26 protein-coding genes and 2 pseudogenes are annotated in these 20591 nt (G+C 45.4%); 16 read left to right on the top strand and 12 right to left on the bottom strand.

The window, feature by feature from the left end; genetic code table 11:
- The first annotated feature begins 418 nt into the window (after nucleotides 1-418).
- From JCM10519_RS32080 to JCM10519_RS32040, 15 genes and pseudogenes are all read left to right on the top strand, one after another.
- Nucleotides 419-568 carry a hypothetical protein gene (locus tag JCM10519_RS32080; protein WP_347844822.1) on the top strand — a complete coding sequence of 50 codons (150 nt, stop codon included), beginning with the start codon at nucleotides 419-421 and terminating at the stop codon, nucleotides 566-568.
- Nucleotides 569-588: 20 nt separating this feature from the next.
- The gene (locus JCM10519_RS19345) at nucleotides 589-888 is read left to right on the top strand and encodes a hypothetical protein (protein WP_054741205.1); all 300 of its coding nucleotides are present in this window, start codon (nucleotides 589-591) and stop codon (nucleotides 886-888) included.
- Nucleotides 889-903: 15 nt separating this feature from the next.
- The gene (locus tag JCM10519_RS19340; RefSeq protein WP_054741202.1) at nucleotides 904-1167 is read left to right on the top strand and encodes a hypothetical protein; all 264 of its coding nucleotides are present in this window, start codon (nucleotides 904-906) and stop codon (nucleotides 1165-1167) included.
- A gap of 10 nt (nucleotides 1168-1177) precedes the next feature.
- Nucleotides 1178-2159 (top strand): annotated as a pseudogene (locus tag JCM10519_RS19335) (NAD-dependent 4,6-dehydratase LegB).
- Nucleotides 2160-2175: 16 nt separating this feature from the next.
- Nucleotides 2176-2583, top strand: coding sequence for an aminotransferase class I/II-fold pyridoxal phosphate-dependent enzyme (locus JCM10519_RS32075; RefSeq protein WP_347844821.1), 408 nt, complete (start codon nucleotides 2176-2178; stop codon nucleotides 2581-2583).
- On the top strand, nucleotides 2519-3112 hold the full coding sequence (locus JCM10519_RS32070; RefSeq protein ID WP_347844820.1) for a DegT/DnrJ/EryC1/StrS family aminotransferase: 594 nt from the start codon (nucleotides 2519-2521) through the stop codon (nucleotides 3110-3112). Before JCM10519_RS32075 ends, JCM10519_RS32070 begins: the two co-directional genes overlap by 65 nt.
- A gap of 14 nt (nucleotides 3113-3126) precedes the next feature.
- Complete coding sequence (locus JCM10519_RS32065; RefSeq protein ID WP_347844819.1) at nucleotides 3127-3336, top strand: hypothetical protein; 210 nt, start codon at nucleotides 3127-3129, stop codon at nucleotides 3334-3336.
- Between the two features lie 13 nt (nucleotides 3337-3349).
- Nucleotides 3350-3637, top strand: coding sequence for a CBS domain-containing protein (locus tag JCM10519_RS32060; RefSeq protein WP_347844818.1), 288 nt, complete (start codon nucleotides 3350-3352; stop codon nucleotides 3635-3637).
- On the top strand, nucleotides 3597-3956 hold the full coding sequence (locus tag JCM10519_RS32055) for a sugar phosphate nucleotidyltransferase (protein WP_347844817.1): 360 nt from the start codon (nucleotides 3597-3599) through the stop codon (nucleotides 3954-3956). The genes JCM10519_RS32060 and JCM10519_RS32055 overlap by 41 nt, the downstream gene beginning before the upstream one ends.
- Before the next feature lie 23 nt (nucleotides 3957-3979).
- Nucleotides 3980-4363 carry a sugar phosphate nucleotidyltransferase gene (locus tag JCM10519_RS32050; RefSeq protein WP_347844816.1) on the top strand — a complete coding sequence of 128 codons (384 nt, stop codon included), beginning with the start codon at nucleotides 3980-3982 and terminating at the stop codon, nucleotides 4361-4363.
- Between the two features lie 30 nt (nucleotides 4364-4393).
- Nucleotides 4394-4996 carry an acetyltransferase gene (locus JCM10519_RS19320; RefSeq protein ID WP_347844815.1) on the top strand — a complete coding sequence of 201 codons (603 nt, stop codon included), beginning with the start codon at nucleotides 4394-4396 and terminating at the stop codon, nucleotides 4994-4996.
- A 38-nt stretch (nucleotides 4997-5034) separates the two neighbouring features.
- On the top strand, nucleotides 5035-6030 hold the full coding sequence (neuB, locus tag JCM10519_RS19315) for an N-acetylneuraminate synthase (RefSeq protein WP_054741200.1): 996 nt from the start codon (nucleotides 5035-5037) through the stop codon (nucleotides 6028-6030).
- Complete coding sequence (gene neuC, locus JCM10519_RS19310) at nucleotides 6027-6935, top strand: UDP-N-acetylglucosamine 2-epimerase (RefSeq protein ID WP_347844814.1); 909 nt, start codon at nucleotides 6027-6029, stop codon at nucleotides 6933-6935. The genes neuB and neuC overlap by 4 nt, the downstream gene beginning before the upstream one ends.
- The gene (locus JCM10519_RS32045) at nucleotides 6871-7191 is read left to right on the top strand and encodes a UDP-N-acetylglucosamine 2-epimerase (RefSeq protein ID WP_347844813.1); all 321 of its coding nucleotides are present in this window, start codon (nucleotides 6871-6873) and stop codon (nucleotides 7189-7191) included. The genes neuC and JCM10519_RS32045 overlap by 65 nt, the downstream gene beginning before the upstream one ends.
- Nucleotides 7191-7904 carry an acylneuraminate cytidylyltransferase family protein gene (locus JCM10519_RS32040; protein WP_347844812.1) on the top strand — a complete coding sequence of 238 codons (714 nt, stop codon included), beginning with the start codon at nucleotides 7191-7193 and terminating at the stop codon, nucleotides 7902-7904. The genes JCM10519_RS32045 and JCM10519_RS32040 overlap by 1 nt, the downstream gene beginning before the upstream one ends.
- On the opposite strand, the gene JCM10519_RS19300 is transcribed toward JCM10519_RS32040, so the two are convergent.
- The 10 genes and pseudogenes from JCM10519_RS19300 to cysK form a co-directional block, all read right to left on the bottom strand.
- A complete protein-coding gene (locus JCM10519_RS19300) occupies nucleotides 7807-9060 on the bottom strand; it encodes a M20/M25/M40 family metallo-hydrolase (protein WP_347844811.1) in 1254 nt (417 codons plus the stop codon). The two genes, JCM10519_RS32040 and JCM10519_RS19300, sit on opposite strands and share 98 nt — an antisense overlap.
- Before the next feature lie 83 nt (nucleotides 9061-9143).
- Nucleotides 9144-9950, bottom strand: a complete 807-nt coding sequence (locus JCM10519_RS19295) for a glutathione S-transferase C-terminal domain-containing protein (RefSeq protein WP_347844810.1) — start codon at nucleotides 9948-9950, stop codon at nucleotides 9144-9146.
- The gene (locus JCM10519_RS32035) at nucleotides 9914-10156 is read right to left on the bottom strand and encodes a hypothetical protein (RefSeq protein ID WP_347844809.1); all 243 of its coding nucleotides are present in this window, start codon (nucleotides 10154-10156) and stop codon (nucleotides 9914-9916) included. The genes JCM10519_RS19295 and JCM10519_RS32035 overlap by 37 nt, the downstream gene beginning before the upstream one ends.
- 181 nt (nucleotides 10157-10337) lie before the next feature.
- On the bottom strand, nucleotides 10338-11291 hold the full coding sequence (locus tag JCM10519_RS19290; protein WP_054741196.1) for a glutathione S-transferase C-terminal domain-containing protein: 954 nt from the start codon (nucleotides 11289-11291) through the stop codon (nucleotides 10338-10340).
- Nucleotides 11292-11447: 156 nt separating this feature from the next.
- Nucleotides 11448-11813, bottom strand: a complete 366-nt coding sequence (locus tag JCM10519_RS19285) for a GNAT family N-acetyltransferase (RefSeq protein ID WP_347844808.1) — start codon at nucleotides 11811-11813, stop codon at nucleotides 11448-11450.
- Nucleotides 11814-11850: 37 nt separating this feature from the next.
- On the bottom strand, nucleotides 11851-12615 hold the full coding sequence (locus tag JCM10519_RS19280; RefSeq protein ID WP_054741194.1) for an ATP-binding cassette domain-containing protein: 765 nt from the start codon (nucleotides 12613-12615) through the stop codon (nucleotides 11851-11853).
- A 2-nt stretch (nucleotides 12616-12617) separates the two neighbouring features.
- Nucleotides 12618-13453: pseudogene (locus JCM10519_RS19275) on the bottom strand (amino acid ABC transporter permease).
- A 15-nt stretch (nucleotides 13454-13468) separates the two neighbouring features.
- Complete coding sequence (locus JCM10519_RS19270; protein WP_347844829.1) at nucleotides 13469-14335, bottom strand: transporter substrate-binding domain-containing protein; 867 nt, start codon at nucleotides 14333-14335, stop codon at nucleotides 13469-13471.
- A 200-nt stretch (nucleotides 14336-14535) separates the two neighbouring features.
- A complete protein-coding gene (locus JCM10519_RS19265) occupies nucleotides 14536-15519 on the bottom strand; it encodes a glutathione S-transferase C-terminal domain-containing protein (RefSeq protein WP_347844807.1) in 984 nt (327 codons plus the stop codon).
- Nucleotides 15520-15940: 421 nt separating this feature from the next.
- A complete protein-coding gene (cysK, locus tag JCM10519_RS19260) occupies nucleotides 15941-16873 on the bottom strand; it encodes a cysteine synthase A (protein WP_054741189.1) in 933 nt (310 codons plus the stop codon).
- Nucleotides 16874-17436: 563 nt separating this feature from the next.
- Here cysK and JCM10519_RS19255 point away from each other — a divergent pair.
- Nucleotides 17437-18108, top strand: coding sequence for a ferritin family protein (locus tag JCM10519_RS19255; protein ID WP_347844806.1), 672 nt, complete (start codon nucleotides 17437-17439; stop codon nucleotides 18106-18108).
- Between the two features lie 98 nt (nucleotides 18109-18206).
- On the opposite strand, the gene JCM10519_RS19250 is transcribed toward JCM10519_RS19255, so the two are convergent.
- Both JCM10519_RS19250 and JCM10519_RS19245 read right to left on the bottom strand, forming a co-directional pair.
- Entirely contained in the window at nucleotides 18207-19313 is a 1107-nt protein-coding gene (locus JCM10519_RS19250) for a MalY/PatB family protein (protein WP_347844805.1), read from the bottom strand.
- On the bottom strand, nucleotides 19306-20460 hold the full coding sequence (locus tag JCM10519_RS19245; protein WP_054741187.1) for an aminotransferase class I/II-fold pyridoxal phosphate-dependent enzyme: 1155 nt from the start codon (nucleotides 20458-20460) through the stop codon (nucleotides 19306-19308). The genes JCM10519_RS19250 and JCM10519_RS19245 overlap by 8 nt, the downstream gene beginning before the upstream one ends.
- Between the last annotated feature and the right edge of the window lie 131 nt (nucleotides 20461-20591).

The following is a 20591-nucleotide window of genomic DNA, read 5'->3' as shown; positions in this document are numbered from 1 at the left end:
AAAGAACCATTTTGGAAACGGTAACAGAATTCTATGGAACGCATATAGTTTAATAAAAAAAGGAAAAAAGGGGATAGGGCAATGGAAATCAATGATACCCAATACAAAGAGGTGGAAGTAAATAAAATGATCATTAATGGGAAGGAACAGGCGGGAAACATTATTAATGCTGAGGACACAAAGAATAAACAGGAGTTGAATGTAACCGTATATACCGCAGCATTACGGAACCCCCGGAAAGCGGAGGGAGGCATAATAAATTTTATGAACTGCTTCAAAAAAGTCCTCATTAAGAATAAACGGAGCTAAGCTCCAATCCTACCCGGAATATCATTTTGACATCCAGCTGGAAAAGCAGAATTACCAGATCGTAAATGGAACCGTATACGTCCAGGACCATAAGCCCTGTGCAGGAGCTGTGGTCCAAATCACCCAGATCAACAGCAGGGATAACACCAGAAGCCTGTTGGGCTATACCCTGACAGATGAGAACGGGTATTATTTATTCTCTATTAAAGCAAAGGCCAACATGAATTATGAATTAGCGGTCTATGCTTCCCTTCTATGATGCAGAAAGGAGGAACCCCATTGAGCGGCTATACAGAAATCATCCTGTCACCAAAGCATTTTAAAAACCGCGACATTTTAAAGACGACCATTACCCTTGAAAAATCTGATGAGGTTTTATTAACAGGTACGATTTATAATTCACGCAGGCAAGCTTTGGAGGGCGCGGTTGTCCGGGTCATAAAAATCACCGGAGAAAAACAGAGAGTGAACATAGGCTATGTGATCACCAACCAGTCCGGGGAATTTGCCATAGCCGTGGAAAAAGACAAGTGTGCCTGTTATCAGCTGGATATTTACGAACCACTGATAACCACATAGGCGGGGTTGCGCATTATGGATCAGATTAATCATGAATACTATATGGAAGGTATATTAATAAAAGGAAGGGTCCGTTACAAAGATTCCTGCCCGGTTAAGGACGCGGTTGTTATATTAGAAAAGCTTGTCCCTGTATATGACCAGGAGTCGCAGGAGCAGGAATTTGAAGAAACCTGTCTTGAACATACGACGACCAATGACCAGGGAGAATTCTACTTTTCTATTACAGATAAAATGAGCAGTTATAAAATAAAGGTTTTCGATAACCATCACAGGTAAAGGAGGAAACATGAAAAAGGTTCTGGTTACAGGAGCGGATGGATTTATAGGAAGTCACTTAACGGAAACACTTGTTGAACGGGGCTACGAGGTAAGGGCGTTTACCTTTTATAACTCCTTCAATACCTGGGGCTGGCTGGATTCTCTTTCTGATGAAATAAAAAAGGAAATTGAGATACAGCCAGGAGACATCCGGGATCCAAACGGCGTAAGAAACGCCATGACAGGAATAGAATCGGTCTTTCATCTGGCCGCATTGATCGCCATTCCCTTTAGCTACCATTCTCCTGATTCCTATGTGGATACCAATATAAAAGGAACGTTAAATGTCTTGCAGGCCGCAAGAAGCCTTGGTACGGATAAGGTGCTCATCACCTCTACCTCTGAGGTCTATGGCAGCGCCAAATACGTTCCCATTGATGAGGCCCATCCCTTTCAGGGACAATCACCCTATTCCGCAACGAAGATCGGAGCCGACCGGCTGGCGGAATCCTTTTACAAAAGTTTTTCCCTTCCGGTGACCATTGTCCGGCCATTTAATACCTATGGCCCCAGGCAGTCTGCAAGGGCTGTGATACCGGCCATCATCAGCCAGCTGCTGACCGGAGCCAGGGAGATACGCCTTGGCAGCCTGACTCCCACCAGGGATTTTAATTACGTAAAAGATACGGTAAACGGGTTTATTGAAATAGAAAAGTCCGAAAAAAACCATTGGGGAAGAAATCAACATTGCAAGCCAGAAGGAAATCTCCATCGGAGAGCTTGCATCGGAGCTGATCCGGCAGATCAATCCCCATGCCAGTATTGTCTGCGGGCAGGAAAGACTGCGTCCACAGAAAAGTGAGGTAAACAGGCTCCTTGGGTCTAATAAAAAGCTAAAGGAGCTTACGGACTGGAACCAGGAATACACTCTTTCCCTTGGTCTTAAAAAGACCATTGAATGGATGGAGAGAAACCTGGATAAGTATAAAGCCGGCATCTATAACCTATAGGAGGGGAGGAAGGAGAATGATACCTTTATCAGTTCCCAACTTAGCAGGGAATGAAAAAAAATATATATTGGAGGCCCTTGACAGCGGCTGGATATCGACAGCCGGCAGCTATGTGGCAAGATTTGAGCAGGACATGGCCTCTTATTTAAATGCCTCCGGCGCAGCGGCTGTTCAAAGCGGAACTGCCGCAATCCATCTGGCCCTGCTTTTATCCGGTGTGAAACCGGGACAGGAGGTGATCGTGCCCACCCTTACCTTTATTGCCTCAATCAATCCGGTGACCTACATAGGTGCCACCCCTGTTTTTATGGATTGTGACGACTCTCTGAATCTGGACTGTGACAAGCTTGAGGATTTTTTTGAAAAAGGAATGTGTCATGACTCCTTCCGGGCTGGTAAACAAGAGCACAAACCGGATCATTAAGGCGGTTGTCGTGGTCCATGTCTTTGGCAATATGGCGGATATGGAACGGCTGAATGCATTGTCTGAACAATATGGAATAAAACTGATCGAGGATGCTGCGGAAGCATTGGGGACCTGCTATGAACAGGGAAAATACCAGGGACAATTTGCAGGGACAATCGGCGATTTCGGTGCTTATTCTTTTAACGGCAATAAGATCATCACCACAGGGGGAGGGGGGATGATGACAGCAAAGGATGACAGCCTTCTGGAAAAAGCAAGGTATCTTGCCGCCCAGGCAAAAGACGATCCCTTCTATTATACTCACAATGAAGTGGGCTATAACTACCGAATGACTAATCTGCAGGCAGCCCTGGGAGTTGCCCAGCTGGAATGTCTGGAGGATTTTATCCGGATCAAGGAAGAAAATTATGATTACTACGAAAATGCCATAGCTTCCATGGAAAGCTTTGAACTGCTTCCGTTTAACCATAAAGCAAGAAACAACCGGTGGTTCTATTCCCTGTTCTTAAAAAAAACAATGGATTAGACCGGGATACAGTCATGAAACAGCTGAAGGAAAATGATATTGAAACAAGGCCCATCTGGCAGCTTTCCCATACCCAGAGGATGTATGAGAACAGCCAGGCTTATTTCATAGAGAAGGCTCCCTTTTACCGGAACCGGGTCATCAATATCCCCTGCAGTACCAGTCTTTTAAAAAAAGGAGATGGATCATATCATTCAAGCATTGAGCCGCATTTAGCAGTCTGAAAGAGGGATAGGCATGGAAGTTCGTAAATTTATTATTGCACCGGATGCTTCTATTCGGGATGCAATCAGACAATTGGACCAGACAGCAAGAAAGATCCTTGTTGTTGAAGAAAATAATAAGCTGGCCGGTGTTCTCACTGATGGGGATATCAGGCGGTGGATCTTAAAGAATAAGGATATTTCCATGCCCGTACGCCTGATCATGAATCCTGCTCCTGTTGTTATAAAAAAAGAAAAAAAGCCATCTGGCCCTGGAGATCATGAAGGAAAAGCAAATCGAAGGGCTTCCCATGGTAAATGACAACAATGAGGTAACTGATATCCTGTTTTGGAATGAGTTAAACGATCATGAACCAGGCCGACAAAGCCGGACCCAGACGCCGGTAGTCATCATGGCAGGCGGCAAAGGTTCCCGGCTGTATCCATATACAAAAATCATTCCAAAGCCTCTGATTCCAATCGGCGACACCCCCATTGTAGAACGGATCATGAATCAGATGATGGAGTACGGGTTTTATGAGTTTTATCTTACCATAAATTATAAAAAGGAGCTTATTAAGGCTTATTTTAATGATGACCATCCCTATCATCTGCACTTAATTGAGGAAGATAAGCCTTAGGGACAGCCGGTTCCTTAAACCTGGTGAAAAAGGATATTAAGGGCAGCTTTCTTGTAAGCAACTGCGATATTTTAGTGGATGTCAATTATACCAAGCTTCTCCTTTATCATCAAACCCATAAAAACAAGATCACCGTTGTCACTGCCATGAAAAACTATGAGATTCCCTATGGGGTGGTTGCCTTAGGGGAAAACGGATCCATTGATGCTTTAAATGAAAAACCCAGATACGAGCTGTTAGTGAGCACCGGTCTTTATGTATTGGAGGAAGAAATATTAAAATACATCCCTGAAGATCAATATTTTGATATGACAGACTTAATCCGCAGATGCCTAAAAAAATGGCCAGCAGGTGGGGGCCTATCCGGTCATGGACAGCGCCTGGCTGGATATGGGGGAATTCAGTGAAATGAAAAAAATGGCTGAGAGAATGAAACTATGAAAGAGGAACTGATCCTGATCGGCGGAGGCGGCCATGGGCAAAGCATCATAGATACCATCAGAGGACAGGAAAAATATAAGATCACCGGCATTCTGGACCCCAGCAAACAAGCGGGCACAGAGGTTCTGGGCATAAAGGTCATAGGAAGTGATGAGGATCTGGCAGACTGTTTTAACCGTGGAATCAGGAATGCGGTAATTGCCATAGGAAGCGTGGGAAATCCCGGTCCAAGGCGCAGGCTGTACGAACAATGCAAGAAAATAGGCTTTGAATTTCCCAATATCATGGATAAAAGCTCCATCCTTTCTGGAACCCTTACCATCGGGGAAGGAAACTTTATCGGAAAGGGAGCCATCATCAATTCCGGAGTTACCATAGGGAATGGAACCATCATCAATACGGGCGCTATCATTGAGCATGGCTGCAGGATTGATGATTTTGTCCATATTGCTCCGGGATGCGTCTTATGCGGAAATGTCTGGATAAGGGCCAATTGCCATATTGGAGCCCATTCCACCATCATACAGGGCCTGACCATTGGGAATGACACCATGATCGGCGCTGGAAGTCTTGTCATAAAAAAATATAGCGTCAAATAAGCTGGCTTATGGAAGTCCGGCAAAGGAGGTAGCTTTCCATGAGTAACGTTATGATAATCGCCGAAGCAGGGGTAAACCATAACGGCGACTTAAACATTGCCAAACAACTGGTGGAGGCCGCAAGCGTCACAGGTGCAGACGCCATTAAATTCCAGACCTTTCGGGCAAAGCACCTTGCAGTACCGGATGCGAGAAAAGCGGACTACCAGATTGAAAATACCGGCCAGACCATGTCACAATACGAAATGTTAAAAGGCCTGGAATTGTCCTGGCAGGAATTTGAAGAGCTGTTTCAGTACTGTTCCTTCCGGCACATTCAGTTCTTATCCTCTCCTTTTGATGAGGAAAGCCTCCTTTTTCTTGACCGGCTTGGAGTGGATCTCATTAAGATTCCTTCCGGGGAGATCACAAATTATGGCTATCTGAAAAGGATAGCATCGTTAAAAAAGCCTGTCATTTTGTCTACGGGAATGTCCACTGAGGAAGAAGTAGGGGAAGCCCTGGAAATCCTGGAGGAAGGCGGAGAAGAAATCACACTGCTCCATTGCTCCAGCTCCTATCCTGCCCTGATGCAGGATGTGAATTTAAATGCCATGGGCACCTTAAGACATAAATTTCACAAGCAGGTGGGCTATTCCGACCATACACCCGGAATCGAAGTTGCCATTGCTGCCGCAGCCCTTGGCGCCTGTGTCATTGAAAAGCACATGACCCTGGATAAAACCATGCCAGGACCGGATCATAGAGCCAGTTTAGAGCCGAATGAATTTAAGCAAATGGTGGACAGCATCAGAAATATTGAACTGGCCCTGGGTGACGGAGTGAAAAAGCCCACGCAGGCTGAATTAAAAAACAGGGACTATGTGAGAAAATACCTGGTGGCTTCCAGGGAAATTAAAAAGGGGGAAGTTTTTACCCTTCAAAATCTATGCGCCAAACGCTGCGGATATGGGATCTCTCCCATGAGGATATACAGTCTGTTGGGAAAGACCGCCGAAAGGAATTATCAGAAAGACGAAAGGATCGGACCATGATCAAATTATGCGTAGTAACCGGAAACCGGGCGGAATACGGCTTATTAAAGCCTGTGATGGACCGTGTCGGACAGGACCCGGATTTTAAGCTGCAGGTCATTGCAACGGGAAGCCATCTGGATACCAGATACGGACAGGGCTGCCAGGACTTTGAAAACAGCGGCATAAACATTGATGAAAAAATAGAGATGAACCTGGCCTCTGATACCTCTCTTGGAATATGCAAATCCATGGGCCTGGAATTGATCAGCTTATCCGAAGCTTATGAGCGGTTAAAACCGGATATGGTTCTGCTTCTTGGGGACCGGTATGAAATCTTCACAGCTGCAAGTGCCGCCCTTATCTGTAAAATTCCCATTGCCCACATTCATGGCGGGGAAATAACAAGGGGCGCATACGACGACTCCATGAGGCATGCCATCAGTAAGATGAGCTATCTTCATTTCACCAGCACAAGGGAATACCGGAAACGGGTCATTCAGCTAGGGGAAGCCCCTGACAGGGTCCATTGGGTAGGCGCTCTTGGCATTGAAAACATGAAAACCATAAAGCTGTTAACCAGACAGGAATTGGAAGAAAAGCTAAAGATCTCACTGGCTCCTCCCATGGCTCTTGTCACCTTTCATCCTGCCACTTTGGATCATGACAGTGCTCCGGCACAGTTTCAGCCGCTGGAAGAGGCCCTTTTGCATTTCCCGGATTTATTTACTGTTTTTACAAAGAGCAATTCCGACACAGGAGGAAACCAGATCAATGAAAGGATTGAGGCTTACGTAAGCAGGAATCCAAAAAAAATCAGCGGTGTTCCCCTCTCTTGGCGTCCGGAACTATTTAAGCCTTATGAACTGCTGCCAGGCTGTGATCGGAAATTCTTCCAGCGGAATCATGGAAGCGCCTTTCCTTAAGGTGCCTTCCGTTAATATAGGAAGCAGACAGGATGGAAGGATTCAGCCTGCCTCTGTCATAAGCTGCAGTTCTTCCGTAAGCGGGATCGTGTCTGCAATCCAGAAAGCCCTTACCTTTGTCCGGTATAAGGAAGAAGCGCCAAACCCTTACGAGGGCCAGGATACCAGCAAACAGATCGTCTCGATTATTAAGCAGGCGTTTGAAAAGGGAATTCAACCGGAAAAGAATTTTTATGACGTGGAATGGAGGCTGTAATGTATAAAAATAAAACTTTTTTGGCAATCATACCTGCCAGATGCGGCTCAAAGGGAATTATAGATAAAAATATCAGAGAAATTAATCACAAACCTCTTATGGCGTATACGTTGGAAGCCTGCAAACGTTCCGGAATATTCGATGATATGGTGGTATCCACAGACTCTGAGAAATATGCCGGGATCGCAGAACGTTTCGGAGCCAGCGTGCCCTTTCTGCGCCCAAAGGAACTGGCTTCCGATGAGGCTTCCTCCAATGACGTCATACTGCATGTCATAGATGGGCTGCGGCATCTTGGAAAAACCTTTGATTGCTTTATGCTTTTACAGCCCACCTCTCCTCTCAGAAACGAAAAACACATAATCGAAAGCGCTGATGTCCTGTTAGAAAATAATGCCGATTCTGTGGTCAGTATCTGTAAATCAGATTCCAGCTCCTGCTTAACCGTTGAGCTTACAGGTGAAGGAAGGGTGAAAGCCCTGTTTTCGGACAAAAAACAGGTCAGAAGACAGGATATGCCGCCGGAATACAGAATAAACGGGGCTATTTACCTGGCTCTGACCAGTTATTTTGTGAAGCATAAAAGCTTTTATGAGGGCGAAACACTGCCCTATTTTATGAATGCCTTTGATTCCATTGACATTGATGATGGGTTTCAGATGAAAATAGCGGAATTGCTTCTGCTTGATAAAAATTTATCAAATCCGTCCTAGTTAAAAATACCATTAATTTCCTTCTGTGATCAGTCCCAGGGCCAGGAGGGCACTTTTTTTCAAGCTCATCTTCCGTTGTAAATTCATTTGGCGTATGGACCTCATTCATTCCGCAGGCCACTACGATTCCCCGGATTCCGCCCCGGACAAAGTGGTTGTTATCGCTTCCGCCCAGGGTATACTGGGTGGAGCCTTTAAAGCCAAGGGACCGGCAGACATCCTTGAACCGTTCCACCACTTCTTCGCCGTCACTTAGTTCATAGGCTTCGATCTGCTTTTCAACAGATATCTCCAGGCTTCCGCCATATCCGGCCGCAGTACCTTCAAAGGCATCCTTTAGCCTGTTCCATTCTGCCAGGGCTTTATGATCCTTTAAGCTTCTAATCTCTCCTGCGACTACGCATTCATCGGAAACAATGTTGGTCTGCTTTCCTCCGCTTATTTTTCCAATGTTTACGGTGGTTTCATTGTCAACCCAGCCCTGCTTTAACTGGGAAATGGCACGGGCCGTAATTTCAATGGCATTGATCCCAAGCTGAGGGCAAAAGCCTGCATGGGCATTCTTGCCCTTCACCCTGATTTCAAAGGAAAGGATGGTAGGCGCTGCGGTTGCGGCTAAGCCGATCGTTCCGCTTAAATCAAATACATAAGCCAGCTTTGACTTTATTCTGGAATAATCGATGAGCTGGCTTCCTTTTCCATAGTTCTCTTCTGCAACCGGGAACAGGACCTCAATATCCCCATGGGGAAGGTTGTTTTCCTTAATCACCCGGACTGCCTCCAATATGGCAGCGATTCCGGAAAGGTCGTCGGCTCCAAGCACGGTATCTCCTTCCGAGGTGATTCTCCCCCGCTCATCCTGGACCGCGCGTTTCCCTATGCCAGGCTTTACCGTATCCATATGAGCCGACAGCAAAATAGGGGCGGAACCGGTGGTTCCCTTTAAATAACCGTAAAGATTTCCTGTAGGAACGGCGGTTCCATATTCAGGAAGCTTTTCTTTCAGCCGGTGACCGGCATCATCTTCCCACACCTCAAATCCAAGCTGTTTTAATTCGCCTGTCAAATAGTCCGCAATTTCCCGTTCATGATAGGTTTCGGAATCAAATTCCACCATTTTTTTAAATTGGCTTACCAGCCTGCTTTTATGAATCATTTTGCCACCTGCTCTTTTCCTATGGGTTCGTTTTATTTATTATCATATCTTGTCAAGCGGATCTTTGCAATCCGCTTCACTACTTACTTGATTCGGTTAAACTTTTCTTCCGGTGTCCTGCTTAATTCCTTCCGGTTTTGTGGAGCAGACCAGATGCCTTCGTAATCGATCTGGTCCACAAAACGGGAATTAAAATCCTGGAAAAAGGACTTGTTTTCCGACTGGGGCGCTGCTATATCCCGGAAGTAGGTATTGTTTCTGAATGCAGGTATCTCATATAAGTCCCTGCAATATTCCCAGATGTTTTTGTAATCAACGATCCTGTGCTTAATGGGGCCCAGGTTCCGGTAATAATGGGTATCAAACCTTGCCAGGGTTACAAAAAGCCTTACATCGCTGTCGGTCACATAATCTCCAAATAAGAAACGGCTTCCTGAAAGACGTTCTTCGATCGAATCCAGTGCATGGTAAAAGTCTTCAAATGCCTCTTCATAGGCTGTGATGGACTGGGCAAACATCATCCGGTAGGTCCCGTTGTTCACATTGGGAAAAAGCCAGTCGTTGTATTCATCAATGTCTTTTCTCAGTTCCTCAGGATACAGATCAGGGGCATCCGGACTCTGAAAGGGACGGAATGCTGTTTCAAAATAATTGGTCAGCCTGTGGTAATCATTATTGACCACCTTTTTTGTGGTAACGTCCACAAGGGCCGGCACGGTGCAGCGCCCTTCATAACCTGGGTCAGCGTTATAGTAAAACTCACTTAAATACCGGGTTCCAAGGACCGGGTCTTTTCTGTCCTCATTATACACGAATTCCCAGCCGTATGCACTGTTTTCTTTGCTGTGACCGACTAAATTGATGCCGATGGCATCCTGAAGGCCCAGCAATTCCCGTACAATAGAGGCCCGGTTGGACCAATGGCAGCCTTTGGCCCAAAAAGCCGGTACCGGCCGCTTTCTGCCTTTAAATCATTCTCCCCGTCTCCAAAGGGGGTTGTAAAACGGTTGGGCTGACGGATAAATGCACCTCTTTCATCGATTTCTTTTTCTATTTCCTTTGGGCGTACCTTTTGCCCGCTATTTGAATCTGACATTAAAATTTTCTCCCATTCCCTCAATATTTTTCCGTATAGATGATCTAAAAGATACCTGCATCAATCTTCCTGACGTAATCCAGTTTGCAGCCAAAGCTTTATAAAATCATACCGTCTCTTCCTTTATTAAAGATTCCCTGGTCCAGTTCTCAGCCTTTTGCAGCACCAACTGCTCCCCATATTAAAATTTGATCCGTTCTCTTCCATGAGGTACTTTCCATATAGAAAGGTCCGGCCCCTTGGGAACGATGCCATAAGGGTTACTGGATACCGCACACAAATGATAGTGCTTTTTGATGGCCTCGAAATCCGTGGTATCTCCAAATCCAGGCTGTGAATATAAGTCCCTTACATATCCCCATAGATTGGGAAAATCGGAAATAAGGTTTCTATTGAGAAGAAAACCATTGTAATAAGCCACATCAAAACGTACCAGGGTCACATACAGGCGGATATCGGATTCCGTGATCTTATCTCCAAACAGATAACGGCTTCGGCCCAGCCGCTCTTCCAGCCAGTCAAGGCGGTGAAATACCAGATGGTATGCCTCTTCGTAGGCCTCCTGGCTTCTGGCAAACCCTGCCTTGTAAACCCCGTTGTTGATTTCATGAAACAGAATTTCATTTAATTCATCGATTTCAGCTCTCAGCTCTTCCGGATATAAATCCGGTGCTCCCGGCTTATGGTATTTCTTCCACTCCACTTCCCAGTACCTGGTCAGGTTAAAATAATCGTTATTCACCACTTTCCCTGTAGTCAGGTCAACAACAGCGGGCACCGTAAACCTTCCCTTATAATCCGGATCTGCCTTTAAATAGGCTTCGCTTAAATATTTGATCTTTAGTACCGGATCTTCCTCATTTTCATCAAGGGTAAAAGCCCAGTCCGTCCGTTCCACATCAGGTCTCACTGGATCCAGAGTACCCAGGCCGATCACTTCTTCAAGCCCAAGCAGGCTCCTTACAATAACGGAGCGGTGGGCCCAGGGGCAGGCCGGAGACCAGACCAGGCGGTACCGGCCGGCCTCTACAGGCAGATTCTCTTCCTCTGCCCCAAAGGGTGTGGTAAACCGGTTTTTCTGCCGTTTGAATTTCCCATTGGATTCAATCTCATCGGTAATAAACTTCTTTGACATATTAATTTCCTCTTTTCTTTCTCATAGCCTGCCTAACCCTTCATATCCTCTCTGCCATATTCATCAACAAAGCGGTATTTTTCAGGAAGCAGAAATCCTTCCTTATCCATCCAGTTAAGAGATTCTTCCGATCCACAAAACCGGCACATGGCCGTTTTATTCCTTTGGAATCCCATTTTTTTCGTATAGGGCAACCGTCCTGGGATGGGTGTATAGGATCACATTCTGGCCCCTGATCTGATCAAGGAGCAGCTCAATCAGTTTTCTGCCGATTCCGTATCCCTGATATTCGTCATCAAGAGCGATATTGTAGATGGCCGCCTGGCAGACGCCATCGGATAAGGCCCTTCCAACACCAACGATCCTTTCTTTGTCACAGACAAACACTACTGCATAGCTGTTTGTAAAGATGGTTTCCTGATCCTTTGCCGACCGGTCTGATAATCCGGAACGCCGAAGCACATCGGCAACCTCCTGCCAGTTAATCCCTTCTTTTACTGTCTTGTATGTTATATCATTCATGGGTTACCTCGATTCCTTCTGTCATATCCTTGCCCCGTTAAATCGTATAATCAGCGCTTTCCAGCATATGAATCTTTACTAAAAACTCCTTTAACCGTGGGTTTTTCGGATTATCAAAAATCTCTTTCGGCGTTCCGTCAGCTACGATTTTTCCGTTTTCCAGGAAAATGATCCGATTTGCCACGTTCCTCACAAAGTTCATTTCATGAGTGACAAGGAGTATGGTATTCCCCTCCTGGGCTGCCTTTTTTATGGTCACCAGCACTTCGCTTACCAGCTCCGGATCCAGAGCCGAGGTTGGTTCATCCATAAGAAGCAGTTTGGGGTCCATGGCCAGTGCCCTTGCGATGGCCACTCTTTGCTGCTGCCCACCGGATAAATGCCTGGGATAGTGGGATAAACGGTCTCCCATTCCCACCTTCTGCAAATGCTTTTCCGCAATGCTTCTGGCCTCGCTTTTCTTTAACCTTTTTACCACCAGCAGCCCTTCCATCACATTTTCCAGGGCAGTCCGGTTCTTGAAAAGATTAAACTGCTGAAATACCATTTCCGTATTTTTCCGCAGCTCCAGCTTTTCCCTGGCTGATTTTGTGGTTAGGTCGATTACCTGATCATTCATTTTAACGGTTCCCTTTTCCGGCTTTTCAAGCAGATTAATGGAACGGAGCAAAGTGGATTTACCGGTTCCTGATGGTCCGATGATGGCTACCACATCACCTTGGTGAATGACCAGATCAATATTATCCAGCACTACGTTATCACCGAATTTCTTACTTAATCCCTGAATTTCAATAACGCTCACACTTATACCTCCTTATCCTTATCCTTTTCCTGTTCCTGCCCATGCTTTTTGGACAGAGCCCGCTCCGCTTTACAGCGTGCCCCGCACCGCCGGGCATCGGGTGTAATGGTATGCCCATAGGGCGTTTCCGCCGAAAACATCTCCGGTACGCTCATTCTTTTCTCGATGTATACAAACAGCCGTTCAATAAAGATTGTCAATACCCAGTAAATGATAGCCAAAGAACAGTAAGCTTCAAAATACCGGTAGCTGTTTCCAGCCAGGATCTTGCCCTGAGCCGTTATTTCAACGACTGAGCAGGTAAATGCAAGTGAGGTTCCTTTTACCAGGCTTATGAGAGAGTTCCCCAGGGAGGGGAGGGCCACTGTCACAGCCTGGGGAAATAATACCCTTCTGAATATCTGGAACCCGGTCATCCCAAGGGCTTGGCCGCCTCAACCTGCCCTTTTTCCACGGACTGTATGGCCGCCCGTATGGTCTCCGAATCAAAAGCAGATTGATTAAGCCCCAGGGCCACGATGGCAAAAATAATTGGCGGTATTCCATTTACGTTATAAGAAGTTCCATTGTAATAGTTATAATATTTTAAAGCGATAGGAATTCCAAAATACGTAAGATATAGCTGGACAATAATAGGGGTTCCCCGTACAACCGAAACAAATAAGGTACATAATTGCCGAAGGACCGGGATATTGTGAATTTTTACTACAGCGATCAAAAGCCCTGCCACCCAGCCAATGATAAGGGCAATTGCCGTCAGCTGCAGTGTTACGGGTAGGTATTTCAGCAATGCGGGAATTTCCGTAAACACCAGCTGCCAGTCAAATATTTTGCTCATCTTGCTCCTCCGGTTTTATTGATAGGATGGGGAATAATCGGATCCAAACCATTTTAAGTTGATTTCCCTGGAAGTCCCGTCCTCTGTCACTTCTTTTAACGCCTTGTTGATATCCTCTACCAGTTTCTCATTCCCTTTGCTGACAATCAGATAGCTGAAGGGTTCTTCCATTAAATCCTTTGAAAGGGTGTTGCTGATGGAAACTCCGGCCACATTAAAATTAAATTCTTTCTGATAATATTCAAACATTGGTTTATCCATTAGCACGAAATCATATTTCCCAGCTTCCACATCCTGGATCTGCAGCACAAGGTCTTCATCGCTGTATTCGATGGCAATGGGATTCTGGGGGTTAGAAGCGTTATAGTTTTCCAGAGCTGTGGTAATATTGATTCCCGCCGAGGAAATGGTTTTTAAGCCGGCAAGGTCATCCCATGTCTCTATTCCTGCTGCTTTATCATTGTTCTTTGCAAAGATGGCAACGTACTCATTGGCAAAGATCGGGTCCGTAAATAAATACTTTTCTTTTCGTTTCTCATTCTTTGCAAAATTGTTTACACCGATCTGATACCTGTCGGAATCCAGACCTGCAAAAATAGATGGGAAATCAGTCACTTCGATCTCAAGCTTATATTGGGGAAGCCGGTCGAAAACGGCTTTGATCAGTTCAATGTTATGACCGGTCAGCTGGTTGCTGCTGTCCACAAAAGTAAAGGGCTTTGGAGAACCTCCTGTTGCCGCATGAACGACTACCGGTTCCGATGTGCCGGCAGCCTCACTGCTCTCTTCCTGGTTTTCCGGTTCCGCTGAACTTTCTGTTTTTGTTGTTTCCTCACCTGCTTTGACGGCTGCCGCATTGGTACTGCCCTTGCATCCAGTCAGGCTCCTAATATGGCCACTGCCGTAAGCACTCCTGCTATTGATTTACCTGCAATATTTCTTTTCATAATTTTTCTCCTATCTTTCCCTTTATTGATGGAATTTCCGCAAACACTGTCTGCCAGTCAAATTTTTGTTCTTCCGGTTTTATTCATAAGATGGGGAAGGTTTCCGTAATCTGGTGATAAAACGTAGAATCAGACTTAAAAGGCCCTGCCTTTTCCGAATTTTTCGTCCCTGTTATTAGGTTCATCAGATGGAACCATCCGGTCCCAGGGGAAGAATGCTGTATGGGTTATGTCCATGGTTCCCCAGGAGATATCCTCTTTTGATGGAATCAAATCCGTGGCTTCTTTAAATGCCGGAATTGTGTACAAATCCTTTGCATAATTCCACAGATTGTCAAAATCTGCAATACGGTTCCTGTTTGTCTTGTGGCTGAAATAGTAAGCCACGTCAAACCGGGCAAGTGTCACGAATAACCGGATATCAGAATCAGTAAGCCGGTCTCCGAACAGATATCTGCCCTTTGAAAGACGCTCTTCCAGCCAGTCAAGCCTTTGAAACAGCACAGCATATGCAGTTTCATATTCTTTCTGGGACTGGGCAAATCCCGCTTTGTAGACTCCGTTATTCACTTCATGGAATAAGATTCCGTTGAGCTCATCGATTTCCTGCCTCAGATCCTCAGGATATAAGTCCGGTGCTCCTGGTTTATGAAATGGCTTCCATACGGTTTCCCAGTAATTTGTCAAGCGGTGATAATCGTTATTGACCACTTTTCCGGTCTTTAAATCCACTACAGCGGGAACGGTTGCCCTTCCTTCATATTCCGGGTCCGTGGCTGCATAGACCTCCGGAAGATAGCGAATTTTAAGAACCGGGTCCACACCTCCCTCAGCAAGAGAAAATTCCCAGCCGTTTTCAGTTCTTACAGGGCTTACCTTACCGACGCTGATCACGTCTTCCAACCCCAGAAGCTTAAGAGCAATGATCTGTCTCGTGGCCCACGGGCAAAGGGGTGTCCATATGAGCCGGTAACGCCCGGCTTCCACAGGAAGCTCTCCTTCCCCCTTGCCAAAGGGTGTGACGAAATAGTTATCCTGCCTTACAAAGGCGCCTGTTTCGGATACTTCATGAGTATCTTCCGTAGTCGCTACCTTTCCGAATCTCTCTTCTATTGCCATATTTTCTTCCTTCTTTCCTAAATTTGAGTACAAAAAAAGCAGATGCCCTCTGACACCTGCCTTCTATGCATAAACGCCATGCACAGGAGTTTCAAGTTTCAAGGCACAAGTAAAATGACCATTTCTTACGCATTTACAGCAACAACACATCGGCATCATTTTTCCATTTCTCTTAAACATTTTTAACTCCTTTCCCAGGATTCCTGTTTCTTTGCATTTCTGCTTCCTGGCATTTTAATTTCTTTGCCTTCCTGTTTCTTTATACCGATATCATACCATTCCTATAGGTTTTTGTATAATAGGTTAAAAATACAGCTGGCAATAAGATAATCTTATAACCAGCTGTTTCCCAAACCACCAGTCATTTTATTTCATAAAACGATTTAGCCAGGTCAAGCCTGCCTAACCTTGGCTCATTGCTTCATGAAAATAAGGGGGTAGACAGATACCGGTCGCCGGAATCCGGCAGCAGGACCACAATGGTCTTTCCCTTATTTTCCGGTCTTTGTGCCAAAAGCTTTGCGGCTTTTAATGCAGCGCCGGAAGAGATTCCCACCAGAATTCCTTCTGATACTGCAAATGTCTTACCTTCCTTAAATGAATCCTCATTCTCAATGGTAATTATTTCATCGTAAATTCCCGTATCCAGGACTTCAGGAACAAAGCCTGCGCCGATTCCCTGAATCTTGTGAGGTCCTGGCTTGCCACCGGAGAGCACCGGACTGCTTGACGGTTCTACTGCTACGATTCTTACATCCGGTTTCTTTTCCTTTAAATACTGGCCCACACCAGTAATGGTTCCGCCTGTACCTACACCGGCAACAAAAATATCTACTTTCCCCTCCGTCTGTTCCCAGATCTCCGGACCGGTAGTTTCCCTGTGAACTTTTGGGTTGGCCTGGTTTCCAAACTGTCCCAGGATAATAGAACCAGGGATGCTGGTTTTCAGCTCCTCTGCTTTCTCAATGGCACCCTTCATACCCTTTGCTCCTTCGGTCAATTCCAGTTCTGCACCATAGGCTCTTAATAAGTTTCTTCGTTCCACGCTCATGGTATCTGGAAGCGTCAGGATGGTCCGGTAGCCTTTGGCTGCCGCAACGGCTGCCAGACCAATTCCGGTATTTCCTGAGGTCGGCTCGATAATGGTCGCTCCGGGCTTTAATATCCCTTTTTCTTCGGCATCCTCAATCATGGCAAGTGCAATCCGGTCCTTTACAGAACCAGCCGGATTTAAGTATTCCAGTTTCGCCAGCAGTGTGACATCCTGGATTCCTTCCTTTGCACTGTATCTGTTTAATTTGAGTATCGGTGTTCCTCCAATGAGCTCCACTGCGCTTTCTTTAATTGTTCCCATATTCTTTACCTCCGTTTTTATATGATATTTAACTTTTTTTGACTAATAAAATAAAAAGAAGCGGCTGCCAATTACGGCACCTGCTCCTTTGTTCCGCTGATAATATGGAAATTTCTCATATTCCAGGCTGCCAGGTATCATAATAAGCACTACAACAAAACTGTATCTTTATTCATACATACAGCCTGACAACAACATCTATTATTATAAAATCCATGATTTCCTGCTACCTTATATTCCATCATATTGATCATTCCTTTTCATTACCTATATGTTTAATAGGTTTATATGTTATAATTATATTAATACAAGGAGAGAAATGTGTCAATACCTTTTTATAATATTTTTTTACAGATTTCCTTACCGGGTATGTACTCATATTGCTGCTTTTCCTGCCACTGAATATTGGAAGTTTTCCATTTTTTTCCTTTTTTTCTTAATAAATCAGGAGAAATCTGGTAACACTAATGGAAAACAAATTAGGAGGAATAAACAATGGTCACACTGAAAGACAGCGTTACAAAAGAGAACCTTTTAAAAGCATTTGCAGGGGAATGCCAGGCTTGGCGCCGTTACGAGTTTGCTGCGTCCCAGGCAAAAATCAAAACCTTCAGGTCTTATACTGGCTTTTCCATTATACCGGAAGCCAGGAAAAGGAACATGCCGAGATATTTTATAATCACTTAAGGGAATTTCATGGACAGGAAATCTCCATAAATGCTGACTATCCCATTGACAATACCAATAACATCCTGGAGCTTTTGCAGCTTTCCGCCAAACATGAAGCTGCCGAGCACGACACAATTTACAAATCCTTCGGCGACAAGGCTAAAGAGGAGGGATTCTCCAATATCGCAAATTCTTTTTATATGATCGCCGAAATAGAAAAAATACACAGCCAGCGTTTTGGCCAGTACGCACAGCTGGTACAGAACAATAAACTATTTGAGAATGATACGCCCACGGAATATATCTGCTTAAATTGCGGCCATATTCACAAAGGCACCAGTGCGCCACAGGTCTGCCCGGTTTGCAGTCATAACCAGGGATTTTTTTGTCCGCCGGGAAGATTCTCCATTTGGAAAATAACAAAGGTCTCCCAGCATGGGCAGCCTTGCCTGCTTTTTTTCAACAATCACAGGCATAGAAAAAACGCCAAAACCCCGCAAAGTATAATGCTTATGCAGCTTTGGCGTTTTTCCATAACAGGAGCTGCCCAAAATCACGATTGGTGAAAGAGAAATTCCATCTTTTTTACAACGTCCTTATGGCTTTCTCCAGGTTCCCCAGAGCCTGTTCCAGAATAGACCGGGGGCATGCGATGTTGATCCTTTCAAATCCCTCTCCCACTGGGCCGAACATAGCTCCGCTGTCCAGCCAAAGCCCTGCTTTCTTTATGATCAGGTCTTCTCTCTCCTCTTCTGTTAAGCCCAGTTCCCGAAAATCCAGCCAGACAAGGTAGGTTCCTTCCGGTTCTATGAGCTTGACCCTGGGTATTTTTTTCCTTTATAAATTCCCGCACATAGGTAATGTTGGCCCTTAAATATACCATAAGCTGCTCATGCCATTCTTCTCCCTGGCGGTACGCCGCTTCACATGCGGTTAATCCCAGGGTATTAAGCTGACTGTACCCGGCTGCAGCTACCTGCCTGCGAAACCTCCGTCTCAGCTTTTGATTGGCAATAAATATATTGGAAATCTGCAGGCCAGCCAGATTAAAGGTCTTACTTGGCGAGGTACAGGTAATGGTCCTGTTTTTCAGTTCCTCGCTTAGACTTGCAAATACCAGGTGCTTTCCCTCAAACACAAAATCCTGGTGAATCTCATCGCTGACCACAAGAATGTCTCTTCGAATGCAGATTTCCCCTAATTTCTCCAATTCCTCCAGGCTCCAGACTCTTCCTACCGGATTATGGGGATTGCACAGTAGGAACAGCTTCACATGGAACACCTCTGCTTTTCTTTCAAAGTCCTCAAAATCTATGTGGTACCTGCCGTCTTCTCCAAGATACAGGGTATTATCAACAATTACTCTGTCATTATCCTCAATGACTTCGCTGAAGGGATAATATACGGGCTGCTGGATCATGACTCCATCCCCGGGATCTGTAAATGCCTGAACAGCCATGGCTAAGGCAAATACAACCCCCGGCGTTTTGACCAGCCATCTGCTTTCCACATTCCAGTGATGCTTTTTTTCCATCCAGTCCCGAATTGCCTCAAAATATTCTTCCTGGACTTCACTGTAGCCAAAAATCCCATGGTCAATCCGCTCATGAAGGGCGTCCAGAACCTTCCCGGATATCTTGAAGTCCATATCCGCTACCCACAAAGGCAGCAGATTTTCCGGTTTTCCCCTTCGCACTGCAAAATCATACTTAATGCTGTTTGTATTTTTACGGTCAATAACTTCGTCAAAATCAATCTTTACCTTACACATAAAATATCCGCTCCAATTCCCTTATCAAATCTTCCGTATCCTCAATTCCCACTGATAATCTTAAGATCCGGTCGGTAACGCCGTTAGCTGCCAGAACCTCTTTGGGCACATCAGCATGGGTCTGGGTAATGGGGTAAGTGATCAGCGTTTCTACGCCGCCCAGGCTTTCCGCAAAGTGGATCAGCTTCACCTCTTTTAAGATCCGATGGGCCAGCTCCTTTGACTCCACCTCAAAGGTAACCATACAGCCAAATCCTGTTGCCTGCTTTTTGCAGACCTCATGGCCGGGATGGTCAGGAATTCCGGGGTAATACACTTTTGTGATCTTTTTTTCCTGACACAGCCATTCCACCAGCTTTCTGGCATTCTCTTCCCCGCGCTCCATCCGGATCGCAAGAGTTTTAATTCCTCTTAATATGAGCCAGCTGTCAAAGGGAGCCAGCCCGGACCCCACCGTTTTAATAATAAACCGGAGCTTTTCGGATATCTCCTCTGAGGAGGTGACCAGAAAGCCTGCAATGGTATCATTATGACCGCCCAGATATTTGGTTCCGCTGTGGACAACAATGTCCGCTCCCAGCTTCAGGGGGTTCTGAAAATAAGGAGACAAAAACGTATTGTCCACGATCAAAAGCAGATGATGCTTTTTTGCAATTTCCGCCAGCCTTCTAATGTCTATGACATTCATCATAGGATTTGTGGGAGTCTCAATATATATTGCTTTTGTGTTCTCGCCTATCAGGTTTTCAAATTCTGCCAGGTCCCCCCGGGAGCAGTCTACGGAACTGATTAAAATCCCGTTCTTTTTGCTGATATTGTCAAACAAACGGATGCTCCCGCCATATAAATCACAGTCGGTTATCATGTGGTCCCCCGGCTGAAACAGTTCCATTAAAGCCGTGATTGCCGCCATCCCGCTGGAAAATGCCAGGGCATCCACCCCATTTTCAAGGGAAGCCACCACCTTTTCCAACTGCTCTCTGGTCGGATTCTGCAGACGGCTGTAATCATAACCGGTGCTTTCCCCGATCCCCTTATGAGCAAAGGTAGCTGTCTGATAAATAGGAAAGCTGATGGCCCCAGACTTGTCTGTCGTGACCCCTTCCCCATTGCCGTATAAACATTTTGTAGAAATCCCGTATTCCATATTCATTCTCCTCTTTCTCATGTTTGGAATCATGCTTCTATTCTTTCCATAAGTATACCAATGGAGTACTGTCAATGGTTATTACTAAAAAACAATCGCCTGCTATAGTTTATTTCTATTGCAAAAGAATT

The organism is Clostridium sp. NkU-1, from assembly GCA_001312405.1.
This window is presented reverse-complemented; position numbering and strand designations above follow the sequence as displayed.